Here is a 22,045-nt window from a genome sequence, read left to right as displayed (position 1 = left end):
GCTTTATTTTTATGAAAAAAGTCCGACAAGCAGCACACAAACGAGAACATCAAAATAGAAGAAGGTTGCTTGTTTTTCGTAATTCAGAACAAATGATAGGTTTTTTGTTCTTTATTATAATTATTTGTATTAGTGCCTGGGCTATCAATTGTGTTAAGAACTGGATGGAAGATCCAGATCAGATGGTTTTATCACAATTGACTTTAAGTGGAGAGTATACTTACACAACTGAAGATGATCTTCGACAAGCAATATTAGGTTTAGGATTGCCAAATACCTATATAGGACAGGATGTTGACGATATTCAACAAGAAATAATGCGATACCCTTGGGTTAAACAAGCTAGTATCCGTAAGCAATGGCCGGATAGGTTGATTGTTTATATTGAAGAATACAAACCTGCATTTTACTGGAATGATTTATATCTACTTGATAATGCTGGCAATGTATTTAGTGTGCCATTAGATCGTTTGGGTGAATTGCAATTACCTAGGATATATGGCCCTGAAGGTAAAGCAAAAACAATATTAGAAACGTATTTTAAGCTAGAAGAAATTTCTAGAAAGTTAGCTAATAACAAGTTTGCATCAGAAATTAAAGCAGCTATAGCTGATGAACGTAATGCTTGGCAATTGCTGATTAAACAATGTACAGCTGATTTATGTTCTGAAAGTCAGGATATAAAATTGATAGTTGGTAGTGAAAAAATAGAACAACGCTATCAACAATTTATTAAATTATTTCCTGAAATTCAGTCTCGAATGCCAGCTGATGAAAAAATAACGGCTGCTGATTTGCGTTATGAAAACGGCATCGCAGTACAACGAGAAAAAATATCGCAATAAGGAATAAATAAAGGCTTAAGTATGAAAGCAACAGAGAAAAAATTGGTTGTTGGACTTGAAGTTGGCACATCCAAAGTACTTGCCCTTGTCGGTGAAGTGCTTCCTGATGGTGTGGTCAATATTATTGGTGTTGGACATTGTCCATCGAAAGGCGTTGATAAAGGTGGTGTAAATGACCTTGAATCAGTTGTTAAATCAATCCAACGAGCAGTTGACCAAGCTGAATTAATGGCTGACTGCCAAATATCTTCTGTTTATTTAAGCCTATCGGGTAAACACATTCGTTGTCAAAATGAAATAGGTATGGTGCCAATTGCTGATGAAGAGGTTACGGCAGAAGATGTCGAAAACGTAGTTCATACAGCTAAGTCCGTTCGAATATTAGATGAACATCGTATTTTGCACGTTATTGCTCAAGAGTATTCAATTGATTTACAAGAAGGCATTAAAAATCCTATCGGATTATCTGGTGTAAGAATGAAAGCGAAAGTTCATTTGGTCACCTGTCATAATGATATGGCAAGAAATATTGTTAAGGCTGTTGAACGTTGTGGTTTAAAAGTTGATCAACTTATTTTCTCTGGGTTGGCTTCTAGTTATGCAGTCTTGACTGATGATGAAAAAGAATTAGGTGTATGTGTTATTGATATCGGTGGCGGAACAATGGATGTTACTGTTTATACCGGTGGTGCATTACGTCATTCGGTAGTTATTCCTTATGCTGGCAATGTTGTTACTAGTGATATCGCTTATGCATTTGGTGCACCACCAATGGATGCTGAAAATATCAAAATTCGTTATGGTTGTGCTGTCGGTTCATTAGTTGGTAAAGATGAAGTTATTGATGTGCCGAGTGTTGGAGGACGACCATCACGCTCATTACAAAGACAAACATTAGCAGATGTAATAGAACCACGCTATTCAGAACTTTTATCTTTAGTCCAAAAAGAATTACTAGTGTTACAAGATGAACTTAAGAAACAAAATGTGAAATATCAGTTGGCAGCAGGGATTGTTTTAACTGGTGGAGCAGCTCAAATTAAAGGCATGGTTGAATGTGCTGAAAAAGTTTTTCAAAATCAAGTTCGTATTGGACAACCTTTGAATATTTCAGGATTAACTGATTATGTGCAAAAGCCTTATTGTTCTACAACCGTAGGCTTATTGCACTATGGAAAACAAAGTTTATTGAATGATGATACTAAAGATAGCAATAAATCATCATTGAAAGGGATAGCTAAAAGATTGACCGGTTGGTTTAAAAAAGAATTTTAGCTAATATATTTAATAACTTCGTAGACATTGTAGCTGGTTATCTGTACAATGTTGTTAGATCGTAAATTTGGAGATAAGTTATGTTTGAGCCTATGGTTGCGGATGATGAGCCAGCAGCAGTCATTAAAGTTATTGGTGTAGGTGGCGGCGGCGGTAATGCTGTTGAGCATATGATTGCTGAACATATTGAAGGCGTTGAGTTTTTTGCAGCAAATACTGATGCACAAGCATTGAAAAGAATTAAAGTTGGTCAAACTATCCAAATCGGTAATAATGTGACCAAAGGACTTGGTGCTGGAGCTAATCCAGAAGTGGGAAGGAATTCAGCAGAAGAAGATCGTGATGTTATTCGTAGTGCGATTGAGGGTGCCGACATGGTATTCATCGCAGCCGGAATGGGTGGCGGAACAGGAACAGGTGCAGCTCCAGTTGTTGCAGAAATTGCTAAAGAACTCGGTATTTTAACTGTAGCTGTTGTTACAAAGCCTTTTGGATTTGAAGGTAAAAAACGTATGGCTTTTGCTGAGCAAGGTATTGCTGAGTTAGCTAAACACGTTGACTCTCTTATCACAATTCCAAATGATAAATTATTAAAAGTATTAGGTCGAGGCGTTAAGCTATTAGACGCTTTTGCTGCTGCTAATGGTGTTTTAAAAGGTGCAGTACAAGGTATTGCTGAATTAATTACCAAACCAGGTCATATCAACGTTGACTTTGCCGACGTTAGAACGGTAATGTCCGAAATGGGTTACGCTATGATGGGTTCTGGTCGTGCGAGTGGTGATAACCGTGCCGAAGAAGCTGCTGAAATGGCTATTTCAAGCCCGTTACTTGAAGATATTGATTTATCGGGTGCGCGTGGCGTGTTAGTTAATGTTACAGCAGGTCTTGATCTTGGTTTAGAAGAATTTGAAACTGTTGGTAGTACTGTTAGAGCTTTTGCTTCTGACAATGCAACTGTGGTTGTTGGTACTACATTTGATCCAGACATGTCTGATGAAATTCGTGTGACAGTGGTTGCAACTGGTATTGGTATGGATAAACGTCCAGAAGTTAAAATTAATAAGCCAGTTACATCACATGGTTCATTGTTTGGCCAAACAAATCATTTGCCACAGCAACAAGAGGAACCAATGCCTAAAGTTGTTAATGAACCAGCGGTTTCTCCAATGGAAGAACATAAAATTTTAGATATTCCTGCTTTTATCCGTAAGCAGGCTAATTAGTATTGAACTTATTTGATTTCTTATTGTCTAATGGATAATGGAAGCGAATAAAAAGAGTAGGTGCGAAGTGAAACAAAGAACCTTAAAAAAGACAATTCAAGCAACTGGTGTCGGTTTACATACTGGCAAAAAAGTTACTTTGACTTTACGTCCTGCGCCAGAGAACACAGGTGTTATTTATCGCCGTACAGATTTAAATCCGTATGTTGATTTTCCTGTGGATGCAAAATCTGTGCGTGATACAATGCTTTGTACCTGTTTGGTTAATGAAGATAATGTTCGTATTTCAACTGTTGAACATATCAATTCTGCATTAGCTGGGCTCGGTATAGATAATATTATTATTGAAGTAAATGCGCCCGAAATTCCAATTATGGACGGAAGTGCAAGCCCATTCGTTTACTTATTATTAGATGCTGGAATTACTGAGCAAAATGCGCTGAAAAAATTCATACGAGTTAAAGAAACTGTTCGTGTCGAAAATGGTGATAAATGGGCAGAAGTAAGACCATATAGTGGTTTTCGATTAGATTTCACTATTGATTTTCGTCATCCAGCTATTGATAACAGTTCACAACGTTACCAATTGGATTTTTCTTCAGAGTCTTTTATTCGTCAAATCAGTCGTGCAAGAACGTTTGGATTTATGCGAGATATTGAAGCATTACAATCTAAAGGATTATGTTTAGGCGGTAGCTTAGATTGTGCAATTGTTGTTGACGATTATAAAGTTCTTAATGAAGATGGTCTTCGTTTTGAAGATGAATTTGTACGTCATAAAATGCTAGATACCATTGGTGACTTATACATGAGTGGCCACAATATGATTGGTGAAGTAGTGTGTTATAAATCAGGTCACGCTTTAAATAACCAACTATTGCAAGCGTTATTAGCTAAACAAGATGCTTGGGAATATGTCACCTTTGATGAAGAACAAAATGTTCCTGTTGCTTTAGGTACAAGACAGCTTGTTTTAGCATAAGTCATTAAAATCGTATTATAAATTTACTAACGCTTCCGATTTGGAGGCGTTTTTTATTTTAGAATCAATGAGATAATCATAATGAATAACAGCCATTTTTTTGCTCATTTATCGCGTTTAAAACTAATTAATCGTTGGCCTTTAATGCGTAACGTGAGAACTGAAAATGTATCAGAACATAGCCTTCAAGTTGCTTTTGTTGCACATGCTTTAGCGATAATTAAAAACAAACGATTTAATGGTAATGTTAACCCTGAACGCATAGCATTACTGGCTATGTATCATGATGCATCAGAAGTATTAACGGGTGATTTACCTACACCGACTAAATATTACAACCCACAGATCACATCTGAATACAAAAAGATTGAAAAAATAGCTCAAAATAAACTCATTAATATGTTGCCAAAAGAGTTACAAGATGACTTTAAAACACTAATTGATGACGATTATTATGATGAAGATGAAAAAAGCATTGTAAAACAAGCAGATGCTTTGTGTGCATATCTTAAAACAATTGAAGAGCTTAGTGCGGGTAATAATGAGTTTAGGTTAGCAGAACAACGATTGAAAAAAACATTATCAGATCGTAATACTCCAGAAATGGATTATTTTTTAGATGTATTTGTCCCAAGTTTCAGCTTATCATTAGATGAAATTACAATGGATGAATAGTTTTAGTAAACTTAGTAATCATTTACAGCACAATTAATAACAAACTAAATAAACTATTTTTGATAAATATAACGTTTTACTGGACGGCCAATTGGTAAATAGGTCAAATGGCTTTCTATTTCTCCTAACTCTTCTAAATAATCAAGATATTTCTTAACCGATATCCTAGATAAAGGAATCAATTCGATAATATCGCTCATAGAGAAATCTTGTTGATAGTTAACAATAACATCTCGAACAGATTGTAAAGTTTGTGAGTCGATTCCCTTTGGTAATCTGTTTGTAGTATTAAAGTTTTTAGTGAAAATTCGATCATCTAATTGATTCTGGTTTAGTATTTCGGAAGATGATAATAGGCGAATTCGTTCTTGATATGAAATCAAAGCCGTACGAAATCTCTCAAAAGTGAAGGGTTTAACAATATAATCAATGACTCCTAAACGTAATGCGGTTTGGATATCATTGGTATTACATGCGGCGGTTACCATAATAATATCTATTTTAGGGTAACTAATTCGAATATATTTTAACAGATCAAGACCATTTAGTTTTGGCATAAAAACGTCAAGCAACAATAGATCAATATGATTATCATGGATAAAATGTAGCGCTTGTTCTCCATTAGTAACAGTTGCCACTAAATTAAAACCAGGAAGCATTTGCAAATATTTTTTATTGAGCTCTGCTACCATCGGATCATCTTCAACAATTAAAACTTCTACCATATGATTATTTTTTCCTATAAATCTCTTCTAATGGTAATAATACCTTAAAGCAAGTCCCTTTTTTATTATCAGAATCACATAATTGTATTTGCCCATCTAACTCATCAATACTAGCTAACACTAAATAAAGCCCAAAACCACGATTATCGCCCTTTGTCGAATAGCCTTTTTGAAAAATATATTGAATATCATTTTCAGAAATACCTTCACCATTATCATTGATTTCAATCTGAAAATTAGAATTATCAATAACTAAACTCACCTTTATCTGCTTATCATCCAAAAATTGTACTGCATCAAGTCCATTATCAATTAAATTACCAAGTATTGTAACTAAACCATGTGTCACAGATGTATCTGTTATTGGTGCCAAAATACCATCAATATTAAACGTTAATGTCACATTTAGCTCACGTGCTCGGCTAAATTTACTATTTAAAAATCCTGCAATAATTGGATCTTTAATATATTGACTAACAAGTTTAGATTCCGCTTGTTGATTGCCAATAATTTCTTCAAGATAATCAATTAATTCAGATTTATTGTCATTAAAGGCTAACCCATAAATAACATGTAATTTATTATTAAACTCATGAGATTGTGAACGTAAAGCATCGGCATAACGATTAACTCCTGTTAAATTTTCTGCCAATCTACGTACTTCTGTCATATCTCTAAATGAAGCAATAGCTCCAACTAAAATATCATTAACAAATAATGGAGTTCGATTGGTTAGTATCACCACGCCATTAATATTTTGTTCACAATCATATTCAGCTTTTCCACTCATCATCACTTCGTGCAGTCGAGTATTTGGAATAAAGTCACCAATAGGTAAGCTTATAATATTTTCTTTATCTTTTTTTATGCGCAAAATTCTAATTGCTTCATCATTGATCTGTGTAATTAATCCATCTCGATTGATAACCACAATGCCTTCTTTTACCGTTCGGATAATAGCATTTCGCTCAGCAAATAGCTGCGCCATTTCAACTGGCTCAAGGCCGTATAAAATTTTCTTTATATTGCGAGATAACAAATAGGCCAAAAGAATAGCTATCGATAATGAAGCAAACAAGGATAGCCAAATCGGCTGACTTGTTCTTGATGCTAAATGATTAATTTTTTGCAAGGTCTGACCAACTAAAACTACACCAATTTGTTGATCTTTATCATTCATAATTGGCTTAAATGCCCGAACAGAATCTCCCAATGTGCCTTTCGCAATGGAAGTATAGGACTCACCATTTAATGCGCGCTGTTCATCTCCACCGACTATAGTTTGACCTATTTTATTTTCATCGGGATGCGAATATCGAACGCCTTGCATATTAAATATCACAATAAAATCAGTTTGTGTTAATGCTCTGGATTGTTCTGTTGTTTTTTGAATGGAAGCAATATTTTGTGGTGTTGGATTTTGTATTTCGTCAATGATACTTTGTGATGTAGAGATAATATTTGCGATATTCTCAACTCGTTGGCGAGAGTTGATAAGATATTCGTTATTCACTACATGAACAATATAAATATTTTGTGCAATAACTGAAAGTATAAACACTAAGCAAATCAGGCTTATTAACTTAACGTTGAGTGGTAATTTATTAAATAAATATCTCATTCTCATTTACTGTATAAAAAGCGATCACTTACTATCATAACTTATTAGGCAGGAAAACCTACTAATAAATTTCGTATTAGTAGGTTTATAGCTAATTTAATCGACTATTAAAGATTATTTGCTGCATTTTTTACACTTTCAGCAACCACCTTGGCTACATTAGGTTCAAATGCATTTGGCAATATACAATCAATTGATAGTTTGTCAGGTGTAATGATATTGGCTAATCCTTTTGCTGCTGCAAGCTGCATGGCTAATGTAATATTTTTTGCTCTAGCATCTAAAGCGCCTCTAAATATGCCAGGGAATGCTAAAACATTATTAATTTGATTCGGATAATCACTACGCCCAGTACCGACAATATAAGCACCAGCTGCTTTAGCTTCGTCTGGGAATATTTCTGGTGTTGGATTTGCCATAGCAAAAATAATTGATTTTTCTGCCATCGTTTTAACCCAATCTGCTTTTAATACTCCTGGGGCTGAAACACCAATAAACACATCAGCACCTTTAACCGCATCTTGTAATGTACCTTTTTGTTTGTTCTTATTGGTTCTCTTCGCCATGGCTAAATGGTGAGGTGGTAAAGAAAGATCATCTTCGGATAAAATACCAATCTTATCAACAATTTTAAGATCGGTTACTCCAGCGGCTAATAACATATCGGCAATTGCTAAACCAGCTGCTCCGCCACCGTTAATCACCACCTTGGCCGATTCGATCGACTTACCTGCAACTTTAAGTGCATTATAAAGCGCTGCTAATACAACGATTGCTGTACCATGTTGATCATCATGGAATACAGGAATATCTAATAATTCTTGTAATCGTTTTTCAATTTCAAAACACCTTGGTGCACTAATATCTTCCAGATTGATACCGCCAAATGAGGGCGCTAATGCTGCTATATGTTTAACTAACTCATCTGGATCTTGAGTATTAATTGATAAAGGTATTGCATCAACATCTGCAAATTGTTTAAATAAAATTGCCTTGCCTTCCATTACTGGAATTGCTGCTTCTGGCCCAATATTTCCTAACCCTAAAACAGCTGAACCATCAGTGATAACCGCAACTAAATTACGTTTACTAGTATATTCATAAACTGAATCGGGATTTTTAGCAATTTCGGTACAAACTGCCGCAACGCCTGGTGTATAAGCAACACTAAGATCTGCCATTGAATTAACAGGGACTTTCGAGTGGGTTTCAAATTTACCGTGCATTTGTTTACTGATTGCTAACGCTTTTTCTTGTACTGTTGTCATAATGCTTACCTTTTTAAATACTTAAAACTATATTTAATATTTTTTGAGATCAAACCAATATTTATCTCAAACTGCTTTTAAAACTTCTAATTAATTTTTTAATGTTTATAAAACTACATATGTAAATAACGCATTAGTGCCGTGGTGCATATCACCATTAAAGCTCCCCCTAATCGTGTTGCAACTTGTGCAAAAGGCATCAAGTTCATTCTATTGGCTGTTGAAAGTATTGCTACATCACCAGTTCCACCCATTCCACTTTGGCAAGATGAAATAATAGATGCCTCAACTGGATACATTTTTAAGAAGAAGCTACAAACAAATCCTGTCATTGAAACAGTGAAGACGATAGAGATAATGGTAATAAAGTATGGGATAGTTAATACTTTAACTACGCTATTTAAATCTATATAAAGTAGCCCAAGTCCTGCCATTAATGGAAAGGTAAAGTTGCCTGAGATAAATTTGTACCATTGTTGGCTTCCTCGTTCGACACTCGCTGGTAATAAACGAAAATATTTAACTACAGCGGTAGCAATAATCATTAAAACAGGACCAGGGAAATGAGTTACTTTTTCTAAAATCATACCGAAGATAAATAACGTAGCTAAAATCATAACTGCGCCACTCATTGCACGAGCATCAAGTGGTGTCTTATCATCTTTTAACGCTTCAGCTAAGCCATCAAATTCAATTTTTACTAATTGACCGTGCCCACTTAAGTGAGGTTTAACTTCACCAATTCGGCTCATAATCGCCGTAAAAGTGATTGCAAAAAAGTTACCTACAACAGTTGCAGGAATTAATGCGCTAACAAAAACATTATAATCTTGATTAAGGATATTGCTGTAGGCATTGGACAGTTGCAAAACACCTTCACCAATTCCTCCTGCCATTACTGGTGAAACTGTATAAAAGAAGGCGTGCTCCCAATCATCACCAAAAGCTACGGCGACACAGACGCCAACAAACGCAGCTAAACACATACCTAATAGCATCGGAATCATCATTCGAATAAAGCCTTGAACTAAAATCACTCGATGCATACCAAGAATACTACCGCACACTAAACTGGCGATATAAAAGAGTAAAAAGTTAGAGTCTTTCATTAACATCTTTGTTGCTGATAAAGTATTCTCATCAAAAACGTTGTAGTAAACCAATAATGAAGGAACGATAAGTGACAAAATGGCAGGCGCCCCAAATTTTTTGAAAAATGGAATATTCTGCCCGACAGTGCCTAAAAACCAACCTAAAGGTAATATCACAGCAAAACCACCAATAAGGCTTTTAGGTAGCATATCTAATTGTGCAGCAATAATAACGATAATCGAACAAACTAAAAATATGGGGAGGGGAAGTGAACCTATATACATTTTGTTTTCTTTTATATCTTGTAACATACTCATAACTAAACCTCTTTATTTTTTTATAGCACATATGCAGTATAGTTATGCAGAAAGAAATCAGAAGAATAAGAAAGTTAACTAACTAGTTTTGTAACTAATGTAAGTATCTTAATAATTTTATGATTGATTTATATAGGTTTTTATGACAAAGTCACCTTTAAAATGGAAGAATTAGTAATGACTAATTTATTAGAAAGACTTTTATAAGTTATCTAATTAAAGAATGGATTGATGTCAAATTTTGACTATTTTTAAACTCAAAAAACCCCGCTCCTCAACTTTTTTTATACATCAATGAATCAACAATTTTTGTATTGTTTATCTAATAGATAACAAATAATTTAGGGAATAATAAATTAAGGAGTTGGTTTAATTAATTTAATGAAAAGAAGGATATTACTTACTTATTATCTTATTATTTTATAGCTAGTCTTCATTCATCCTTTAATTTAACTAATTCATAGCCATTTTCAGTTGGTTTAATTTCAAAAGTTCCTAAATCTCGAACTGTTCTATCTTCTACGCCTTCACAATCGCCAGAACGCGAGAATAAATTGATTTGTAATCGAAGATGTGTTTCATCAATTTTTTCAAAAGTACCTTCCGAACCGGTAAAACAATCGTTACCACACCTAGCAGAGTATTTTGATAAGAAAGTACCATTAGTATTAAAAGTTAGCGAGTTACCGTAAATAAATTTCGTTCCATCCGAACTTATATGTAATCTTTCAGCGGGGGGATTGGATAACTCAAATAAATCCAATTCATGATTTACTACTTCATTAATTTGCCAAAAATCATTTTTCCAAAAGTCATTTATGTCATTTTGTGCAAAGCTAGAAAATGGAAGCAATAATAAAAAAAGAATTTCTTTCATGATGAGTTTTACTTTTTAAAATGTCTTGATAAGAATTTTGTATCAATTTTAGGCTTAAAATCCCCGTTCCTCAACTGTAATTTTTTTAGCGTACAGTATTAATGTAATAAACAAGCCTGAATTTTATCGACTTCTTTATTGAGTGCATCAATAACTAAATCTGGGTGGGTTCTTTCCAAGGTTTTTACATTTTCAAACCCTTCATTGCCAATAGAAGCAGTATATTGTTGAGCTTGTTTGATATTGCTAAATAAGTAATGAATATTTTTGGCATTGCGAGTTGCGGTTAATGTATAACTAACGAAGTATTTAGATTGTGATTGATAATTGGTAATAGCGTTAGCAACAACATTATTTCCTTCAACTAATATGAGAGTATCACCACCATTTATCGTAATTGCTTGTAGAGAAGCCATATTATAATATGGCCACCATGCCGAACTTAAATAGTTTTCACGGTTCAAAACTACTGGGCGATTATCAAGTTCTTGTGTAATACAGAGTGATAATGAAGAATGAAGAATGGTAATTGGTTGTGAAGTACTGTATTTATTTATGATATCCTCACCAAACGTGTTTTGAGTAATTTCTACACCATCTGTTTGATAGATTGACAGCATCTTCTGAGAAGAACAACCAGTTAGCAACGCAACTAAAACAGTAAAACCAATTAACTTTCTCATAACTCATCCTTCTTTGCATGATTAGTTTTATTCTAAACGGTTATAAAAGTATTTACCAGTATTTAGAACAGAAGAATTTAAATATTTTTTAGAGCTGAAAATCATTAAAATGTATAATTTAATATATTGAATTAATTATATTTATTTGCAGAAAAATGAGAGAGGTTTGTCTTTCTCTCATTTAATTTATTAATCTTCTTTACCTCGAATTTTACGCGATAACCGTTTAAATCCGTGAGTAAATTTTTTAATTGCCATAGCCAAGAAAGGAACATTAATTTTAATACCAAAGCGCTCACGCAATTCGATTGCATCATTGGCTTTAGTTAACCAAATAAAACCGGAGTTAGTTAAGTCGATTGCTTTGATTTTACCCTCTGGAGTTAAAATAAAGTTACCACCGTGAACATCGTTTGAAACAAGATTATAACTATGCAGTTTTTCAATACATGCTTTAACTTGCTCTCCATATTCACGCATTTCATCCCATGTTAATGAACGTCCTTCAATAAAATTAAAGATCATATAGTGGCGATTGGTGGTTTTATCAAAAGCGACTAAATAGAGTTCATAAGCGATATCGCATTTATCCAACGAAATTTTAGCCAGCTTACGAATCAGATTAAAATAAAAATCACCAGTGATTTTAGCAATAAGTCGACGTTCTAAACGATGCTCAACACCGCCATCTATTTTGAAAATAAATTTAGATTGATTGTGATTAATTAGATAAGTATATCTCTCAATTTTATCACTTGGATCGAGTAGCTCATGATGTCCTTCTTCGGCCAAAAATTGGTCAAAAAGTTCCAAATAATTTATCTCATCATTTTGTACGTAAGCGAACTTCATATTGCCGCGCTCGATTTCAATAATGTTTGCAAAGTTATTCAAGTTTTAAAGTCCTAAGATACATCAAAAAATGAGTTTATCTTAAACACTATCAAGCTTAAAGTAAATGAAACTGTCAATATTAACAGGTGATGCGTGCGAAAAAATATTGGTTACTAGTTAGCTGAAATTTATTTTACATAAAATTGGCAAAAGACGGGCAAGTAACGTTTAATACAATAGCATTTTTGTTATGTCTCAGTGTATTTATTGTCAATAAAGTCAAATCAATCTTTACTCTAATTATGCAATTTAGCTTAGTGATTAAATACAAATGAGTTTATTGTTAAAAGCGGATCAAAACACGATTTTTTTATTTGCAAAATAATTTAATTTCTTCAACAATTCCTTAATTAGGATCTCATTATCTTTGATTAATGCTGAAACTAAATGCAATCCTTTTTCTAAATTATATTGATAAATATGAAAATGTGATTAAACTCACATTTTGTTTAAAAACTAGTTGTCCATAGTTGTACATAGTTGTCTATGGATGTATATTTAACTTAACCAACATTTTGGGGTAACCAATGAGTATCAATAAATTTTCTAGCACACCACTTTATGTACAAGTAAAAGAGTGGATAAGAAATCAGATTTATCGTAATGATCTAAAAGCGGGCGACAGAATCCCGTCGGAAAACGAGATCATGAGCCTACTTTCTGTTAGTCGAGGCACAGTTCGAAAAGCGGTAGAGTTACTGATTAATGAATCTGTGTTGGAACAGATTCAAGGTAAAGGAACGTATGTAAAAGCTGAAAACATCTCTTATCAATTAGGTTATGGACTACAGTCATTTGCCGAATCGTTAGAAATGCAGCACGTCAAGTTCACCACCGAGGTTATCACCAAAAGAGTAGAGAAAGCAAATGAATATATTAGTGGAAAATTACAAGTTCCGCTTAACGCAAATATTTTTTATATGGAAAGGGTAAGAAGCGTCAATGGTGAAAAAATCATGTTTATTGAAAACCGAATCAATTTAGCTTTATGTCCTGAAATAGAGCTGGTTGATTTTACCAAACATAGTTTATTTAACCAAATTGAACGTATTACCCATAAAAAAATAGATCATTCGGACTGCCGTTATTCAGCCCGAGTGGTAGGTAAGGAACGGGCAGATATATTAAATATTAGTGATATCTCCCCCGTTCTTCATTTAGAACAATTAGTTTACCTTGATAATGGTCTACCAATCGAGTTTGGTAATGTATGGCTAAAATCAAACGTAAACTACTTGGGGACAACACTTAGACGAAAGTAGGAGTTAGTTATGGCATTAGTCAATGGGTATACTTTATTAGGTGAAGCTAAAAAACAAAAAACATTAGCTGGCGCATTTAATACAACAAATTTGGAAACAACTTTAGCCATATTAGATGCAATTGAAGAGAGCAACATACCAAGCATGGTGCAGATTGCACCGACAAACATCGTGTTATCGGGTTATAAATATATTGTCGATATGGTTCGTAATCGAGCTAGTACCATGAAGACACCATTTTGTCTGCATTTGGATCATGGCAAAACTTTTGAAGATGTTAAGCAAGCGGTTGAGGCTGGTTTTACCTCAATTATGATTGACGGCTCTCATTTACCTTTTGAAGAAAATATTCAATTGACAAAAAAAGTGGTTGATTTTTGTGGTGGATACAATATTCCGGTAGAAGCAGAGTTAGGTGCCATCACCGGTAAAGAGGACGATGAAGTTAATGAAGCCGATCGCAAAACCGATCCTAATCAAGTTCAAGAATTTGTTAAACGAACTGGCTGTGCAACTTTGGCTGTATCAGTTGGTAATGTGCACGGTTTTGAACAACAGCCCAAAATAGACTTTGATTTACTTGGCAAACTATCCGACATATCCCCCGTATCATTGGTCATCCATGGTGGTTCAGGAATTGATGATCAAACTTTGCAAAAAATCAGCCAATATAATGTTGTTAAACTCAATATTGGTGGTGATTTGCGTAGAGCTTATATTAGTTCAATTGGTAAACAATATGTCGCTAATAATAATGAATATAATCTTATTAAAGTATTGTTAAAAGCAAAAGGCGATGTGAAGCAAGTTGTTTACAACAAAATACTATCTATGAATTTATTAAACATTCATCGTTAGACTAACGTCATAGGTGGTAAATATGCAATTAGAACAATTGGATGACAATATTATTTTTTTAAACAAAAGCTTTGAAAGCCGAGAAGCAATGTTTGAAGCCATTAGCCATGAATTATTAGCAAATCATTATGTTACAGAACAATACTTACAAAAAGTTATTGAACGAGAAAATGAACATCCAACCGGATTTAAATTAAAAACCCTTAATGTTGCGATGCCTCATGTTGACAGTGAGTTTGTAAAAAAAGATGGCATGTTTGTTGTGACCAGTAAACAAGGCATTATTTTTAAAAATGCCGAAACTGATGAAGACCTCTCCGTCAATATCGTATTTGGTTTACTGTTAAAACAATCCGATACCCACTTAACTTTTTTAATGAAATTAGCATCATCGTTCAGCAATGATCAGATTTTGCAAAAAATAGTTGAAAGTAATAACAAATTTGAAATCAAAAAAATCTTAAAAGATATTTTGAAATAAGGAGCTTTATTATGAAAAAAAGAATCATTTTTGCCTGTACCAGTGGTATTGCAACTTCAACTATTGCAACTGAGAAAGTTAAAAATTATTGTGCCGAGCATGGTATCGAGGTTGAAAACATTCAGTCTGATGTCGCAACTGTACAATCTCAAGACGGTATGGCTGATTTAATTATCGTGACTTCTAAAGTGTCTTATCAATTAGAGAAAACACCAATTATCAATGGGGTACCTTTAATTACCACTATAGGTGAAGAAGAAGTCTTAGCCGAAATCGTTAGGATCTTGCAAGGAGATTGATTATGGCTGATAAGTTACTTGAAATTGTCCAATACATTTTGGGCTTCGGGCCGACCGTCATGTTACCTGTTGTCATCTTTATAATGGCACTGTGTTTAGGGGTAAAAATAGGGCGGGCAATTCGTTCATCATTAACCATTGGAATGGGCTTTGTTGGTATCTTTGTTATTTTTGACTTGTTAGGAACCAGTCTTGGCAGTGCAACAACTGATTTAGTTGAACATGCCGGAATTGATTTACCCGTCATTGATCTTGGGTGGCCACCGTTAGCAGCAATTGCTTGGGCTTCACCGATTGCCCCTTTTGTAATTCCAATGACCATTATTATCAATATTGTGATGTTAACCGTTAATTGGACTAAAACTGTCGATATTGATTTATGGAATTTCTGGCATTTTACCTTTGTTGGTGCGCTGGTTTATAGCAGTACTGGCAGCTTTGTCTATGGATTGATTATAGCAGGGGTTACTGCCGTGATAACTTTTGTTTTGGCTGACTGGTGTGCGCCTATGATTCAAAAGTATTTTGAGTTACCCGGTATATCACTTCCGACACTATCATCTGTTATCTTCTTTCCTATTGGTGTGTTAGGTAATCTTATCTTAGATAAAATACCGGGATTACAAAAATTGCATGCCGATCCTCAAACGATACAAAAAAGATTTGGTATCTTTGGCGAACCGATGATGATTGGATTTGTCATAGGTGGCGCAATTGGTATAGCGGCGGGTTATGATGTTAAAGGGATTTTAAACTTAGCGATTAATCTTGGTGCTGTCATGTTAATTATGCCACGAATGGTTAAATTACTCATGGAAGGATTGTTACCATTATCCGATGCAGTGAAGCAATTTTTAAATAAAAAATTTCCTAACCGAAAAAATTTATACATTGGTTTAGATATTGCTGTTGCTGTTGGGCATCCATCGGTGCTTTCTACTGCACTTTTACTTATTCCCGTTGGATTGATTTTATCAATCATATTACCCGGTAATAGGTTATTACCACTTGGCGATTTAACCAATATTTGGGTACCTATTTCCATGGTGGTATTAGCTTGTCGTGGCAATATTGTGAGATCATTTATTATCGGCATACCTTGCTTAATTGTGAATCTTTATGTTGCTTCAGCAGTGGCGCCGATAATTACCAACATTGCAAAAAGTATTAATTTCCCAGTAAAAACCGACGGTGAATTTTCAAGCTTATTAGATGGTGGTAATCCCTACCGTTTTTGGGCAGTAAAAGTATTTGAAGGAAATTATATCGCTTTAGCGTTAATTCCAATAATTTTCATCACTTGTCTTTTATTGTATCGCCACACTAAAAAAACATGGGATCTGGCCTAAAAAAATAACGTATACCCACTATAAATAACACTTTTAATTGAGGTAATGAATCTGATAAGGCAACTTATCGGAATGGAGAAAACTACACTTTTTTTCAAAGTGAATAAATTTAAATATATGATTAACTTGTTATTTTATGGTGGGTATACACTCAATTTGCTTGAAAACTATCGAGCGAAAGGGTAAGTAAGGAGGTTAATATGTACTCGATTGGGATCGATATCGGGACAACAAATTGTAAATTATGTGTTTTTGAATTGCCTTCACTAAAACTGGTTGATAGCGTTGCTTTTCAAACCCCTAAAGTGATTTCAGAATATGGATCGGACTTTGATATTACATCGTTATATAACCAGCTTGAAAAGGCTATCATTACGCTTATTGGTTCATCTTCTCTAGCGCAAAATGTCAAAAATATCGTTATAGCAAGCGTAGGTGAATCTGGTGTATTGATTAATGAAAAAGGTGAGGTGGTAGGCCCGGCAATCACTTGGTATGACACCAGAACTAAGAAAAATGTAGCAGAAATTAATCAAAAATTCACCGATGATGAGCTTTATGCAATTACCGGTATTCCTGTGCATAGTAACTATAGTTTAACTAAAATCTTATGGATTCGAAAAAACATTGATTTGGATATCGATAAAGTTAAATGGTTATGTATTGCCGAATATATGGCTTATAAATTGACTGATGTAAAAAGAGCAGAGCCTTCACTTGCGTCAAGAACGCTGGTTTATGATCTGAAAAATCATTGTTGGTCACAAAAAATTGCGTCAGCTTTTGCGCTCAATCATCTATTTTGCGATCTTGTTCAATCCGGCAAAAATATTGCGAAACTTAAACCAGCGTTGGCCCAAAAACTTAATTGTAGTCAGTCAATCATGGTTTCGATTGGTGGTCATGACCATATGTGTGGTTCAATCGCAGCCGAACTTAAACCGGGTGAAATTCTAAACTCAACCGGCACCACTGAAGGATTACTGTTATTACGTAATCAAGCCAATTTTGACAACGGTTTTTTAGATAGTCATCTATCAAATGGGCAATATGTTATTGATGATTTATATACGCTTTATGCTTCGCTTCCGTCAGCGGGATATAGCATTGAGTGGTTTAAACGATCTTTTTCGGTGAGTGATGATGAATTTAATCAATTAATCGATTCATTGCTTGGCAAACTGACCGATTTACCTTACCTCAAAGCAAACCTATCAATCTTTATTCCGCATTTGCGGGGAAGTGGACCACCTAAGCGTAATATTGATGCCAAAGGGCTTTGGTATGGGTTTGATGAAAACAGCACTTTATCAAATATATTATTGGCTGTTTTTCAAGGATTGTGTTTTGAATTAAAAAATACCTTGACCACTATTGAGCAATTAACCGCAAGCCATCACCCCATAATAAAGGTAATCGGTGCGGCGGCAAAAAATCCACTGTGGTTGCAGTTAAAAGCCGACATTCTTGGTCGAGAAATCATATCGTGTAATATCAAAGAAGCGGTTTGCAAAGGCGCAGTCATGTTAGCCGGATATCAAAATCACTATATTGATAAAAATTCAGATAAGCAGAGTGATAACTATATGGTTCGGTATATCCCCAATTTGCAAATAAATCACTATTACAATTCCGTTTTTAAACACTATTACCAGCCATTTTTTGATTTAAAAAACCGTTTAGAATTTCAAAGTAAAAAGGACAATAAAGATGAAAGCGTCAGTATGTTATAAACAAAACGATTTAAGAACAGAGGATCTTCCGATTCCTGATATTTCTGATAATGAAGTATTGATAAAAATGCTCGCCTGTGGTTTGTGTGGTACCGATATTCAAAAAATTAGGGGCGATAGTGTTAATAAGCCTACCGTGCTAGGACATGAAGTAGTCGGTGAGATTGTTAAAAAAGGCCAAAACGTTGATCGTTTTGAGCTGGGCGATAGAGTTATCACCGCAATACATGTTCCTTGTTTTACTTGCCACTATTGTAATAAAGGACATTACACAATTTGTGAGCAATTTAGAACAAATAATATCGATCCCGGTGGTTTTGCCCAATTTATTCGTATTCCCGAATTACATTTAAAGCATTTGACCCATAAGGTTTCCGATAGTGTTACAGATGAAGAAGCTACCTTAATTGAACCTATTGCTTGTTGTTTGCATGGTCTTAAGCAAGCAGATATTAGACCTAATGATAGTGTACTTATTATGGGCGCCGGAACAATCGGCATCTTACATGCGCAGTTAGCCAAAATTAAAGGCGCAAATAAAGTCATTATTAGTGATATGTCTGAATTTAAATTACAAACAGCACTAAAAGTAGGATGTGATTATGCAATTAATATTGCAGAGAAAAATATTTTTGAAGAAGTGAATAAAATTACTCATGGGCAAGGTGTTGATGTCGTTGTTATTGCTGCCGGGGTTTCATCATTAGTGTCTGATGCAATTAATCTGGTAAGAAGGGCGGGGAAAATCATTGTCTTTTCCGGGTTTGATAAAAATAAAATGGTGAATATTGATGCCAGCCGTTTCTTTAAGGATGAAATTAGTATTATCGGCACTTATTCGGTGACACCTTATGAGTTCCCAGAAGCGTTAGATCTGCTTGAGAAGAAAAAGCTCAACACTCAAGAAATGATAACCCACGTTTTTCCTTTAGATAAATTAAGCGAAGCGATTGATTTATCGACTAATCCTAAACAATCAGTATTAAAAGTTGTCATAAAAACTGAACTATAACAAGCCAATTACTTTGTTTAAAACAGCACAATCATTGGCAATGATGAGATGAGCAAAATTTAGTATTAATAAGGTAGAACAGATGAAAAAAGTATCGATTATTCTGATTTTAGTCGTGTTATTGGTTAATTTTTATTCTATCAGTTATGGTTTATATTCGAATTTTGCTCATTCTCAATTAGATGTTTTTTCAACACTGCTTTACTTGGTCATTCTGTGCTGTATTGCGCTGTTGATTTATTTGATTATCAAAAAAAATCAGAACACGCCAATTTATCTCACTTTTTACTTTTTTCTTTGCTTAATTACCACAACGGTAGAGATTATCTATTTATCTTCACAGCAAATCGGTACAGGAAACAATATGATTTATTTTTTGATCTATTTTTCACTATTTATTTATGTCATCAAATCAATCAGCCTTAAAAAATATTTCTCTACTTCAAAAAATTGAAAGGTATCAACTTTATGTTTAAAAACATCAATCTTTATTTTGTCCGCCATGGTGAAACAAAATGGAATCAATTACAGTTATTTCAAGGATCATCAGATTCTCAACTCACTTTAAATGGTATTAATCAAGCAAAATTAACTGCTAAAGCAGTAGACAAGGTGAATTTTGTTAACGCTTACGTAAGCCCACAAAAGAGGGCTGTTGATACTGCAAAGCTTATTATTAATAATCGAGATATTTCCTTAAAGTTGCATGAAGGATTAAAAGAGATTGATTTTGGTCAATGGGAGGGTAAATTTGTGCCCAATTATTATGCTGACCCAAACTTTATCTATTTACAAACTGATGCCCAAAAATATTCAATAGCTGACAATCAAGGAGAAGATTTTAGAAGTGTATTTATGCGTTCCATACAAGCAATTGACGATATCATAACTGAAAATCATCATGGAAATATTTTAATTGTTTCGCATGGTTCATTGTTAAGACAACTGATTTATGTTCTTACGGGTGGAAATTGGCAAGAACATTTACAAAATACAGAAATTTTAGCAAATACCAGCATTAGCATTATTAATTATAAACAAGATGATATTGACTCGTGTGGTTATTTTACGTTGACATCGATTAATCAAACCAATCATCTCTAATAATTGAACGGGACTTTACTGATTAAATTGGTTAAACCGCGTATTATATCCATCTAAATTACATCTGCATTTTAAATTTGGTTATGGGTAATCATTCTGCTATTTGGTTTTTGTATATTATCAGAACGGCTAAACACTCTTTATATACTGGTATCACAACTGATGTCGCCAGGCGTTTACGCCAGCATCAAAATGGTAAAGGTGCTAAACACCTTAAAGGGCATAATAATTTAACCGTTGTTTATCAAATCAGTATAGGTGACAGATCAACCGCATTGAAACTTGAGTATCGTATAAAACAGCTTTCTAAACAGAAAAAAGAGCAACTGGTGGCAAACGCTCCCGACTTAGTGAATTTATTAACCTTGATCAATCGATGATTTGCTCAATTGCAGAATATTGAATGATATTATTGTCCTGATTTGCAATAGAGGTTATTTGGCGTAATTTATTCTTGATACTGCTCAATTTAAAACATTGACATCAATTGTAGCGGTGGCGCTTTAATGGCTTGACTTTGACGATTAAATTCAGCTAATTGCTGATACCAAAAATCAGCATCGATTATCCAAGGAAATGCGATTGGAAAAGCTCGGTCTTGCCAACGCTGAACTATCCAAGCCAGGTAGTGCACCATTCTCATTGCTCTAAGTGGTTCAATTAAACTCAGTTGGTTCATATCAAAATTATAAAACTCTTGATAGCATTCAAGAATGCTATCAAGTTGCAATTGTTGCGCTTTTCGATCGCCATTGAGTAACATCCAAATATCTTGAATCGCTGGTCCATTACGTGCATCATCAAAATCGACAAACATGGCACTATCACGCCATAATATATTACCCGCATGGCAATCAGCATGAAGGCGAATTGGTTGCCAATCGGTATGCCAATGCTGCTCAACAATCTGTATTAAGTGGGTTAAACTGGTCTTGAGTTCGTCATGGATTTTCTTAGGGATCAAATTAGAGGTTAACAAAACTTCTTTAGGCTGATAAAGATATTCTTCCAGTCCAATTGTAGGGCGATAAATAAAAGGTTGTTTTGCACCAATTTGATGAATACGTCCCAGCAAAGTGGCTACCGATTCCATCTGCTCGATATTATCACTTTCATATTGCCGTCCTCCTACACTTGGGAACAGAGCAAATAGGTAGCCTTCATATTCATGCAAAGTTTGACCATTAAAGGTTAATGGCGCAGCGACAGGAATATCAGCTTCTGATAGTTGCTTAGTAAATTGATGCTCTTCAAGAATTTGTGCCTGATTCCAACGATAGGGGCGATAGTATTTGGTGACATATCGTATGCGATCCTCATCAGAAAATTGATAGACACGATTTTCATAACTATTTAAAGCAGTCAGCCCCGAATCAACCCGAATACCAACGGTTGCCAAACTAGCAAAAATAACGTCGGGTGATAATGATTGAAATGAAAAGGCTGAACTATCCATTTTAACGTTCC

Annotated in this window: 23 protein-coding genes; 15 read left to right on the top strand and 8 right to left on the bottom strand. The window is 34.5% G+C overall.

What is annotated here, in order from left to right:
* Nucleotides 1–11: 11 nt before the first annotated feature.
* The 5 genes from J3U16_RS01855 (at nt 12) to yfbR (ending at nt 5,003) form a co-directional block, all read left to right on the top strand.
* Entirely contained in the window at nt 12–845 is an 834-nt protein-coding gene (locus J3U16_RS01855) for an FtsQ-type POTRA domain-containing protein (RefSeq protein WP_081299464.1), read from the top strand.
* 21 nt (nt 846–866) lie between these two features.
* Nucleotides 867–2,120 (top strand): cell division protein FtsA, encoded by a 1,254-nt coding sequence (gene ftsA, locus J3U16_RS01850; RefSeq protein ID WP_065562320.1) that lies wholly within the window; start codon nt 867–869, stop codon nt 2,118–2,120.
* A gap of 92 nt (nt 2,121–2,212) precedes the next feature.
* Entirely contained in the window at nt 2,213–3,346 is a 1,134-nt protein-coding gene (gene ftsZ, locus J3U16_RS01845) for a cell division protein FtsZ (RefSeq protein ID WP_370632624.1), read from the top strand.
* 37 nt (nt 3,347–3,383) lie between these two features.
* The gene (lpxC, locus tag J3U16_RS01840; RefSeq protein ID WP_065734818.1) at nt 3,384–4,328 is read left to right on the top strand and encodes a UDP-3-O-acyl-N-acetylglucosamine deacetylase; all 945 of its coding nucleotides are present in this window, start codon (nt 3,384–3,386) and stop codon (nt 4,326–4,328) included.
* A gap of 81 nt (nt 4,329–4,409) precedes the next feature.
* Nucleotides 4,410–5,003 carry a 5'-deoxynucleotidase gene (gene yfbR, locus J3U16_RS01835; RefSeq protein ID WP_065562317.1) on the top strand — a complete coding sequence of 198 codons (594 nt, stop codon included), beginning with the start codon at nt 4,410–4,412 and terminating at the stop codon, nt 5,001–5,003.
* Between the two features lie 53 nt (nt 5,004–5,056).
* Here yfbR and J3U16_RS01830 read toward each other — a convergent pair whose 3' ends face one another.
* From J3U16_RS01830 to J3U16_RS01800, 7 genes are all read right to left on the bottom strand, one after another.
* Entirely contained in the window at nt 5,057–5,728 is a 672-nt protein-coding gene (locus tag J3U16_RS01830) for a response regulator (RefSeq protein ID WP_065562316.1), read from the bottom strand.
* A 4-nt stretch (nt 5,729–5,732) separates the two neighbouring features.
* Entirely contained in the window at nt 5,733–7,349 is a 1,617-nt protein-coding gene (gene dcuS / locus J3U16_RS01825) for a DcuS/MalK family sensor histidine kinase (protein ID WP_267336714.1), read from the bottom strand.
* Nucleotides 7,350–7,456: 107 nt separating this feature from the next.
* Nucleotides 7,457–8,617 carry an NAD(P)-dependent malic enzyme gene (locus tag J3U16_RS01820; protein ID WP_065562314.1) on the bottom strand — a complete coding sequence of 387 codons (1,161 nt, stop codon included), beginning with the start codon at nt 8,615–8,617 and terminating at the stop codon, nt 7,457–7,459.
* 113 nt (nt 8,618–8,730) lie between these two features.
* Nucleotides 8,731–10,026, bottom strand: a complete 1,296-nt coding sequence (locus J3U16_RS01815; RefSeq protein WP_065562313.1) for a 2-hydroxycarboxylate transporter family protein — start codon at nt 10,024–10,026, stop codon at nt 8,731–8,733.
* 433 nt (nt 10,027–10,459) lie between these two features.
* Nucleotides 10,460–10,903 carry a hypothetical protein gene (locus tag J3U16_RS01810; RefSeq protein WP_267330049.1) on the bottom strand — a complete coding sequence of 148 codons (444 nt, stop codon included), beginning with the start codon at nt 10,901–10,903 and terminating at the stop codon, nt 10,460–10,462.
* A gap of 98 nt (nt 10,904–11,001) precedes the next feature.
* Nucleotides 11,002–11,586: a hypothetical protein gene (locus J3U16_RS01805; RefSeq protein WP_065734821.1), complete on the bottom strand. Its 585-nt coding sequence runs from the start codon at nt 11,584–11,586 to the stop codon at nt 11,002–11,004.
* A 189-nt stretch (nt 11,587–11,775) separates the two neighbouring features.
* A complete protein-coding gene (locus J3U16_RS01800) occupies nt 11,776–12,480 on the bottom strand; it encodes a lipopolysaccharide core heptose(II) kinase RfaY (protein WP_065734822.1) in 705 nt (234 codons plus the stop codon).
* A gap of 527 nt (nt 12,481–13,007) precedes the next feature.
* On the opposite strand from J3U16_RS01800, the gene J3U16_RS01795 reads away from it, so the two are divergent.
* The 10 genes from J3U16_RS01795 to J3U16_RS01750 all read left to right on the top strand — a co-directional run bounded on the left by J3U16_RS01795 (nt 13,008) and on the right by J3U16_RS01750 (nt 20,958).
* Entirely contained in the window at nt 13,008–13,742 is a 735-nt protein-coding gene (locus J3U16_RS01795; protein WP_267330050.1) for a GntR family transcriptional regulator, read from the top strand.
* A gap of 9 nt (nt 13,743–13,751) precedes the next feature.
* Entirely contained in the window at nt 13,752–14,600 is an 849-nt protein-coding gene (locus J3U16_RS01790) for a class II aldolase (RefSeq protein ID WP_267330051.1), read from the top strand.
* Between the two features lie 22 nt (nt 14,601–14,622).
* Complete coding sequence (locus J3U16_RS01785) at nt 14,623–15,081, top strand: PTS sugar transporter subunit IIA (protein WP_267329942.1); 459 nt, start codon at nt 14,623–14,625, stop codon at nt 15,079–15,081.
* Nucleotides 15,082–15,092: 11 nt separating this feature from the next.
* Complete coding sequence (locus J3U16_RS01780; protein ID WP_220217996.1) at nt 15,093–15,380, top strand: PTS sugar transporter subunit IIB; 288 nt, start codon at nt 15,093–15,095, stop codon at nt 15,378–15,380.
* 2 nt (nt 15,381–15,382) lie between these two features.
* Nucleotides 15,383–16,729, top strand: coding sequence for a PTS galactitol transporter subunit IIC (locus J3U16_RS01775; RefSeq protein ID WP_267330052.1), 1,347 nt, complete (start codon nt 15,383–15,385; stop codon nt 16,727–16,729).
* 200 nt (nt 16,730–16,929) lie between these two features.
* Nucleotides 16,930–18,462, top strand: a complete 1,533-nt coding sequence (locus tag J3U16_RS01770; protein WP_267330053.1) for an FGGY-family carbohydrate kinase — start codon at nt 16,930–16,932, stop codon at nt 18,460–18,462.
* Nucleotides 18,440–19,474: a zinc-dependent dehydrogenase gene (locus J3U16_RS01765; protein WP_267330054.1), complete on the top strand. Its 1,035-nt coding sequence runs from the start codon at nt 18,440–18,442 to the stop codon at nt 19,472–19,474. The genes J3U16_RS01770 and J3U16_RS01765 overlap by 23 nt, the downstream gene beginning before the upstream one ends.
* An 82-nt stretch (nt 19,475–19,556) precedes the next feature.
* Nucleotides 19,557–19,928 (top strand): hypothetical protein, encoded by a 372-nt coding sequence (locus tag J3U16_RS01760; RefSeq protein WP_267330055.1) that lies wholly within the window; start codon nt 19,557–19,559, stop codon nt 19,926–19,928.
* Between the two features lie 14 nt (nt 19,929–19,942).
* Nucleotides 19,943–20,578, top strand: coding sequence for a histidine phosphatase family protein (locus tag J3U16_RS01755; protein ID WP_267330056.1), 636 nt, complete (start codon nt 19,943–19,945; stop codon nt 20,576–20,578).
* Between the two features lie 83 nt (nt 20,579–20,661).
* Nucleotides 20,662–20,958: a GIY-YIG nuclease family protein gene (locus tag J3U16_RS01750; RefSeq protein ID WP_267330057.1), complete on the top strand. Its 297-nt coding sequence runs from the start codon at nt 20,662–20,664 to the stop codon at nt 20,956–20,958.
* Between the two features lie 89 nt (nt 20,959–21,047).
* Here the strand turns inward: J3U16_RS01750 and J3U16_RS01745 are convergent, their stop codons facing one another.
* Nucleotides 21,048–22,034, bottom strand: a complete 987-nt coding sequence (locus J3U16_RS01745) for a serine/threonine protein kinase (RefSeq protein ID WP_267330058.1) — start codon at nt 22,032–22,034, stop codon at nt 21,048–21,050.
* Nucleotides 22,035–22,045 lie beyond the last annotated feature (11 nt).

Origin of the sequence: Gilliamella sp. B3023, assembly GCF_026536845.1 — a bacterium.
GTDB classification, from domain to species: Bacteria; Pseudomonadota; Gammaproteobacteria; order Enterobacterales; family Orbaceae; genus Gilliamella; species Gilliamella apicola_E.
This window is presented reverse-complemented; position numbering and strand designations above follow the sequence as displayed.

Excerpts from the sequence above, each read along its gene's own strand:
- J3U16_RS01855 (WP_081299464.1), top strand. The coding sequence starts at position 12 with ATGAAAAAAGTCCGACAAGCAGCACACAAACGAGAACATCAAAATAGA.
- ftsA (WP_065562320.1), top strand. The coding sequence starts at position 867 with ATGAAAGCAACAGAGAAAAAATTGGTTGTTGGACTTGAAGTTGGCACA.
- ftsZ (WP_370632624.1), top strand. The coding sequence starts at position 2,213 with ATGGTTGCGGATGATGAGCCAGCAGCAGTCATTAAAGTTATTGGTGTA.
- lpxC (WP_065734818.1), top strand. The coding sequence starts at position 3,384 with ATGGAAGCGAATAAAAAGAGTAGGTGCGAAGTGAAACAAAGAACCTTA.
- yfbR (WP_065562317.1), top strand. The coding sequence starts at position 4,410 with ATGAATAACAGCCATTTTTTTGCTCATTTATCGCGTTTAAAACTAATT.
- J3U16_RS01830 (WP_065562316.1), bottom strand. The coding sequence starts at position 5,728 with ATGGTAGAAGTTTTAATTGTTGAAGATGATCCGATGGTAGCAGAGCTC.
- dcuS (WP_267336714.1), bottom strand. The coding sequence starts at position 7,349 with ATGAGATATTTATTTAATAAATTACCACTCAACGTTAAGTTAATAAGC.
- J3U16_RS01820 (WP_065562314.1), bottom strand. The coding sequence starts at position 8,617 with ATGACAACAGTACAAGAAAAAGCGTTAGCAATCAGTAAACAAATGCAC.
- J3U16_RS01815 (WP_065562313.1), bottom strand. The coding sequence starts at position 10,026 with ATGAGTATGTTACAAGATATAAAAGAAAACAAAATGTATATAGGTTCA.
- J3U16_RS01810 (WP_267330049.1), bottom strand. The coding sequence starts at position 10,903 with ATGAAAGAAATTCTTTTTTTATTATTGCTTCCATTTTCTAGCTTTGCA.
- J3U16_RS01805 (WP_065734821.1), bottom strand. The coding sequence starts at position 11,586 with ATGAGAAAGTTAATTGGTTTTACTGTTTTAGTTGCGTTGCTAACTGGT.
- J3U16_RS01795 (WP_267330050.1), top strand. The coding sequence starts at position 13,008 with ATGAGTATCAATAAATTTTCTAGCACACCACTTTATGTACAAGTAAAA.
- J3U16_RS01790 (WP_267330051.1), top strand. The coding sequence starts at position 13,752 with ATGGCATTAGTCAATGGGTATACTTTATTAGGTGAAGCTAAAAAACAA.
- J3U16_RS01785 (WP_267329942.1), top strand. The coding sequence starts at position 14,623 with ATGCAATTAGAACAATTGGATGACAATATTATTTTTTTAAACAAAAGC.
- J3U16_RS01780 (WP_220217996.1), top strand. The coding sequence starts at position 15,093 with ATGAAAAAAAGAATCATTTTTGCCTGTACCAGTGGTATTGCAACTTCA.
- J3U16_RS01775 (WP_267330052.1), top strand. The coding sequence starts at position 15,383 with ATGGCTGATAAGTTACTTGAAATTGTCCAATACATTTTGGGCTTCGGG.
- J3U16_RS01770 (WP_267330053.1), top strand. The coding sequence starts at position 16,930 with ATGTACTCGATTGGGATCGATATCGGGACAACAAATTGTAAATTATGT.
- J3U16_RS01765 (WP_267330054.1), top strand. The coding sequence starts at position 18,440 with ATGAAAGCGTCAGTATGTTATAAACAAAACGATTTAAGAACAGAGGAT.
- J3U16_RS01760 (WP_267330055.1), top strand. The coding sequence starts at position 19,557 with ATGAAAAAAGTATCGATTATTCTGATTTTAGTCGTGTTATTGGTTAAT.
- J3U16_RS01755 (WP_267330056.1), top strand. The coding sequence starts at position 19,943 with ATGTTTAAAAACATCAATCTTTATTTTGTCCGCCATGGTGAAACAAAA.
- J3U16_RS01750 (WP_267330057.1), top strand. The coding sequence starts at position 20,662 with ATGGGTAATCATTCTGCTATTTGGTTTTTGTATATTATCAGAACGGCT.
- J3U16_RS01745 (WP_267330058.1), bottom strand. The coding sequence starts at position 22,034 with ATGGATAGTTCAGCCTTTTCATTTCAATCATTATCACCCGACGTTATT.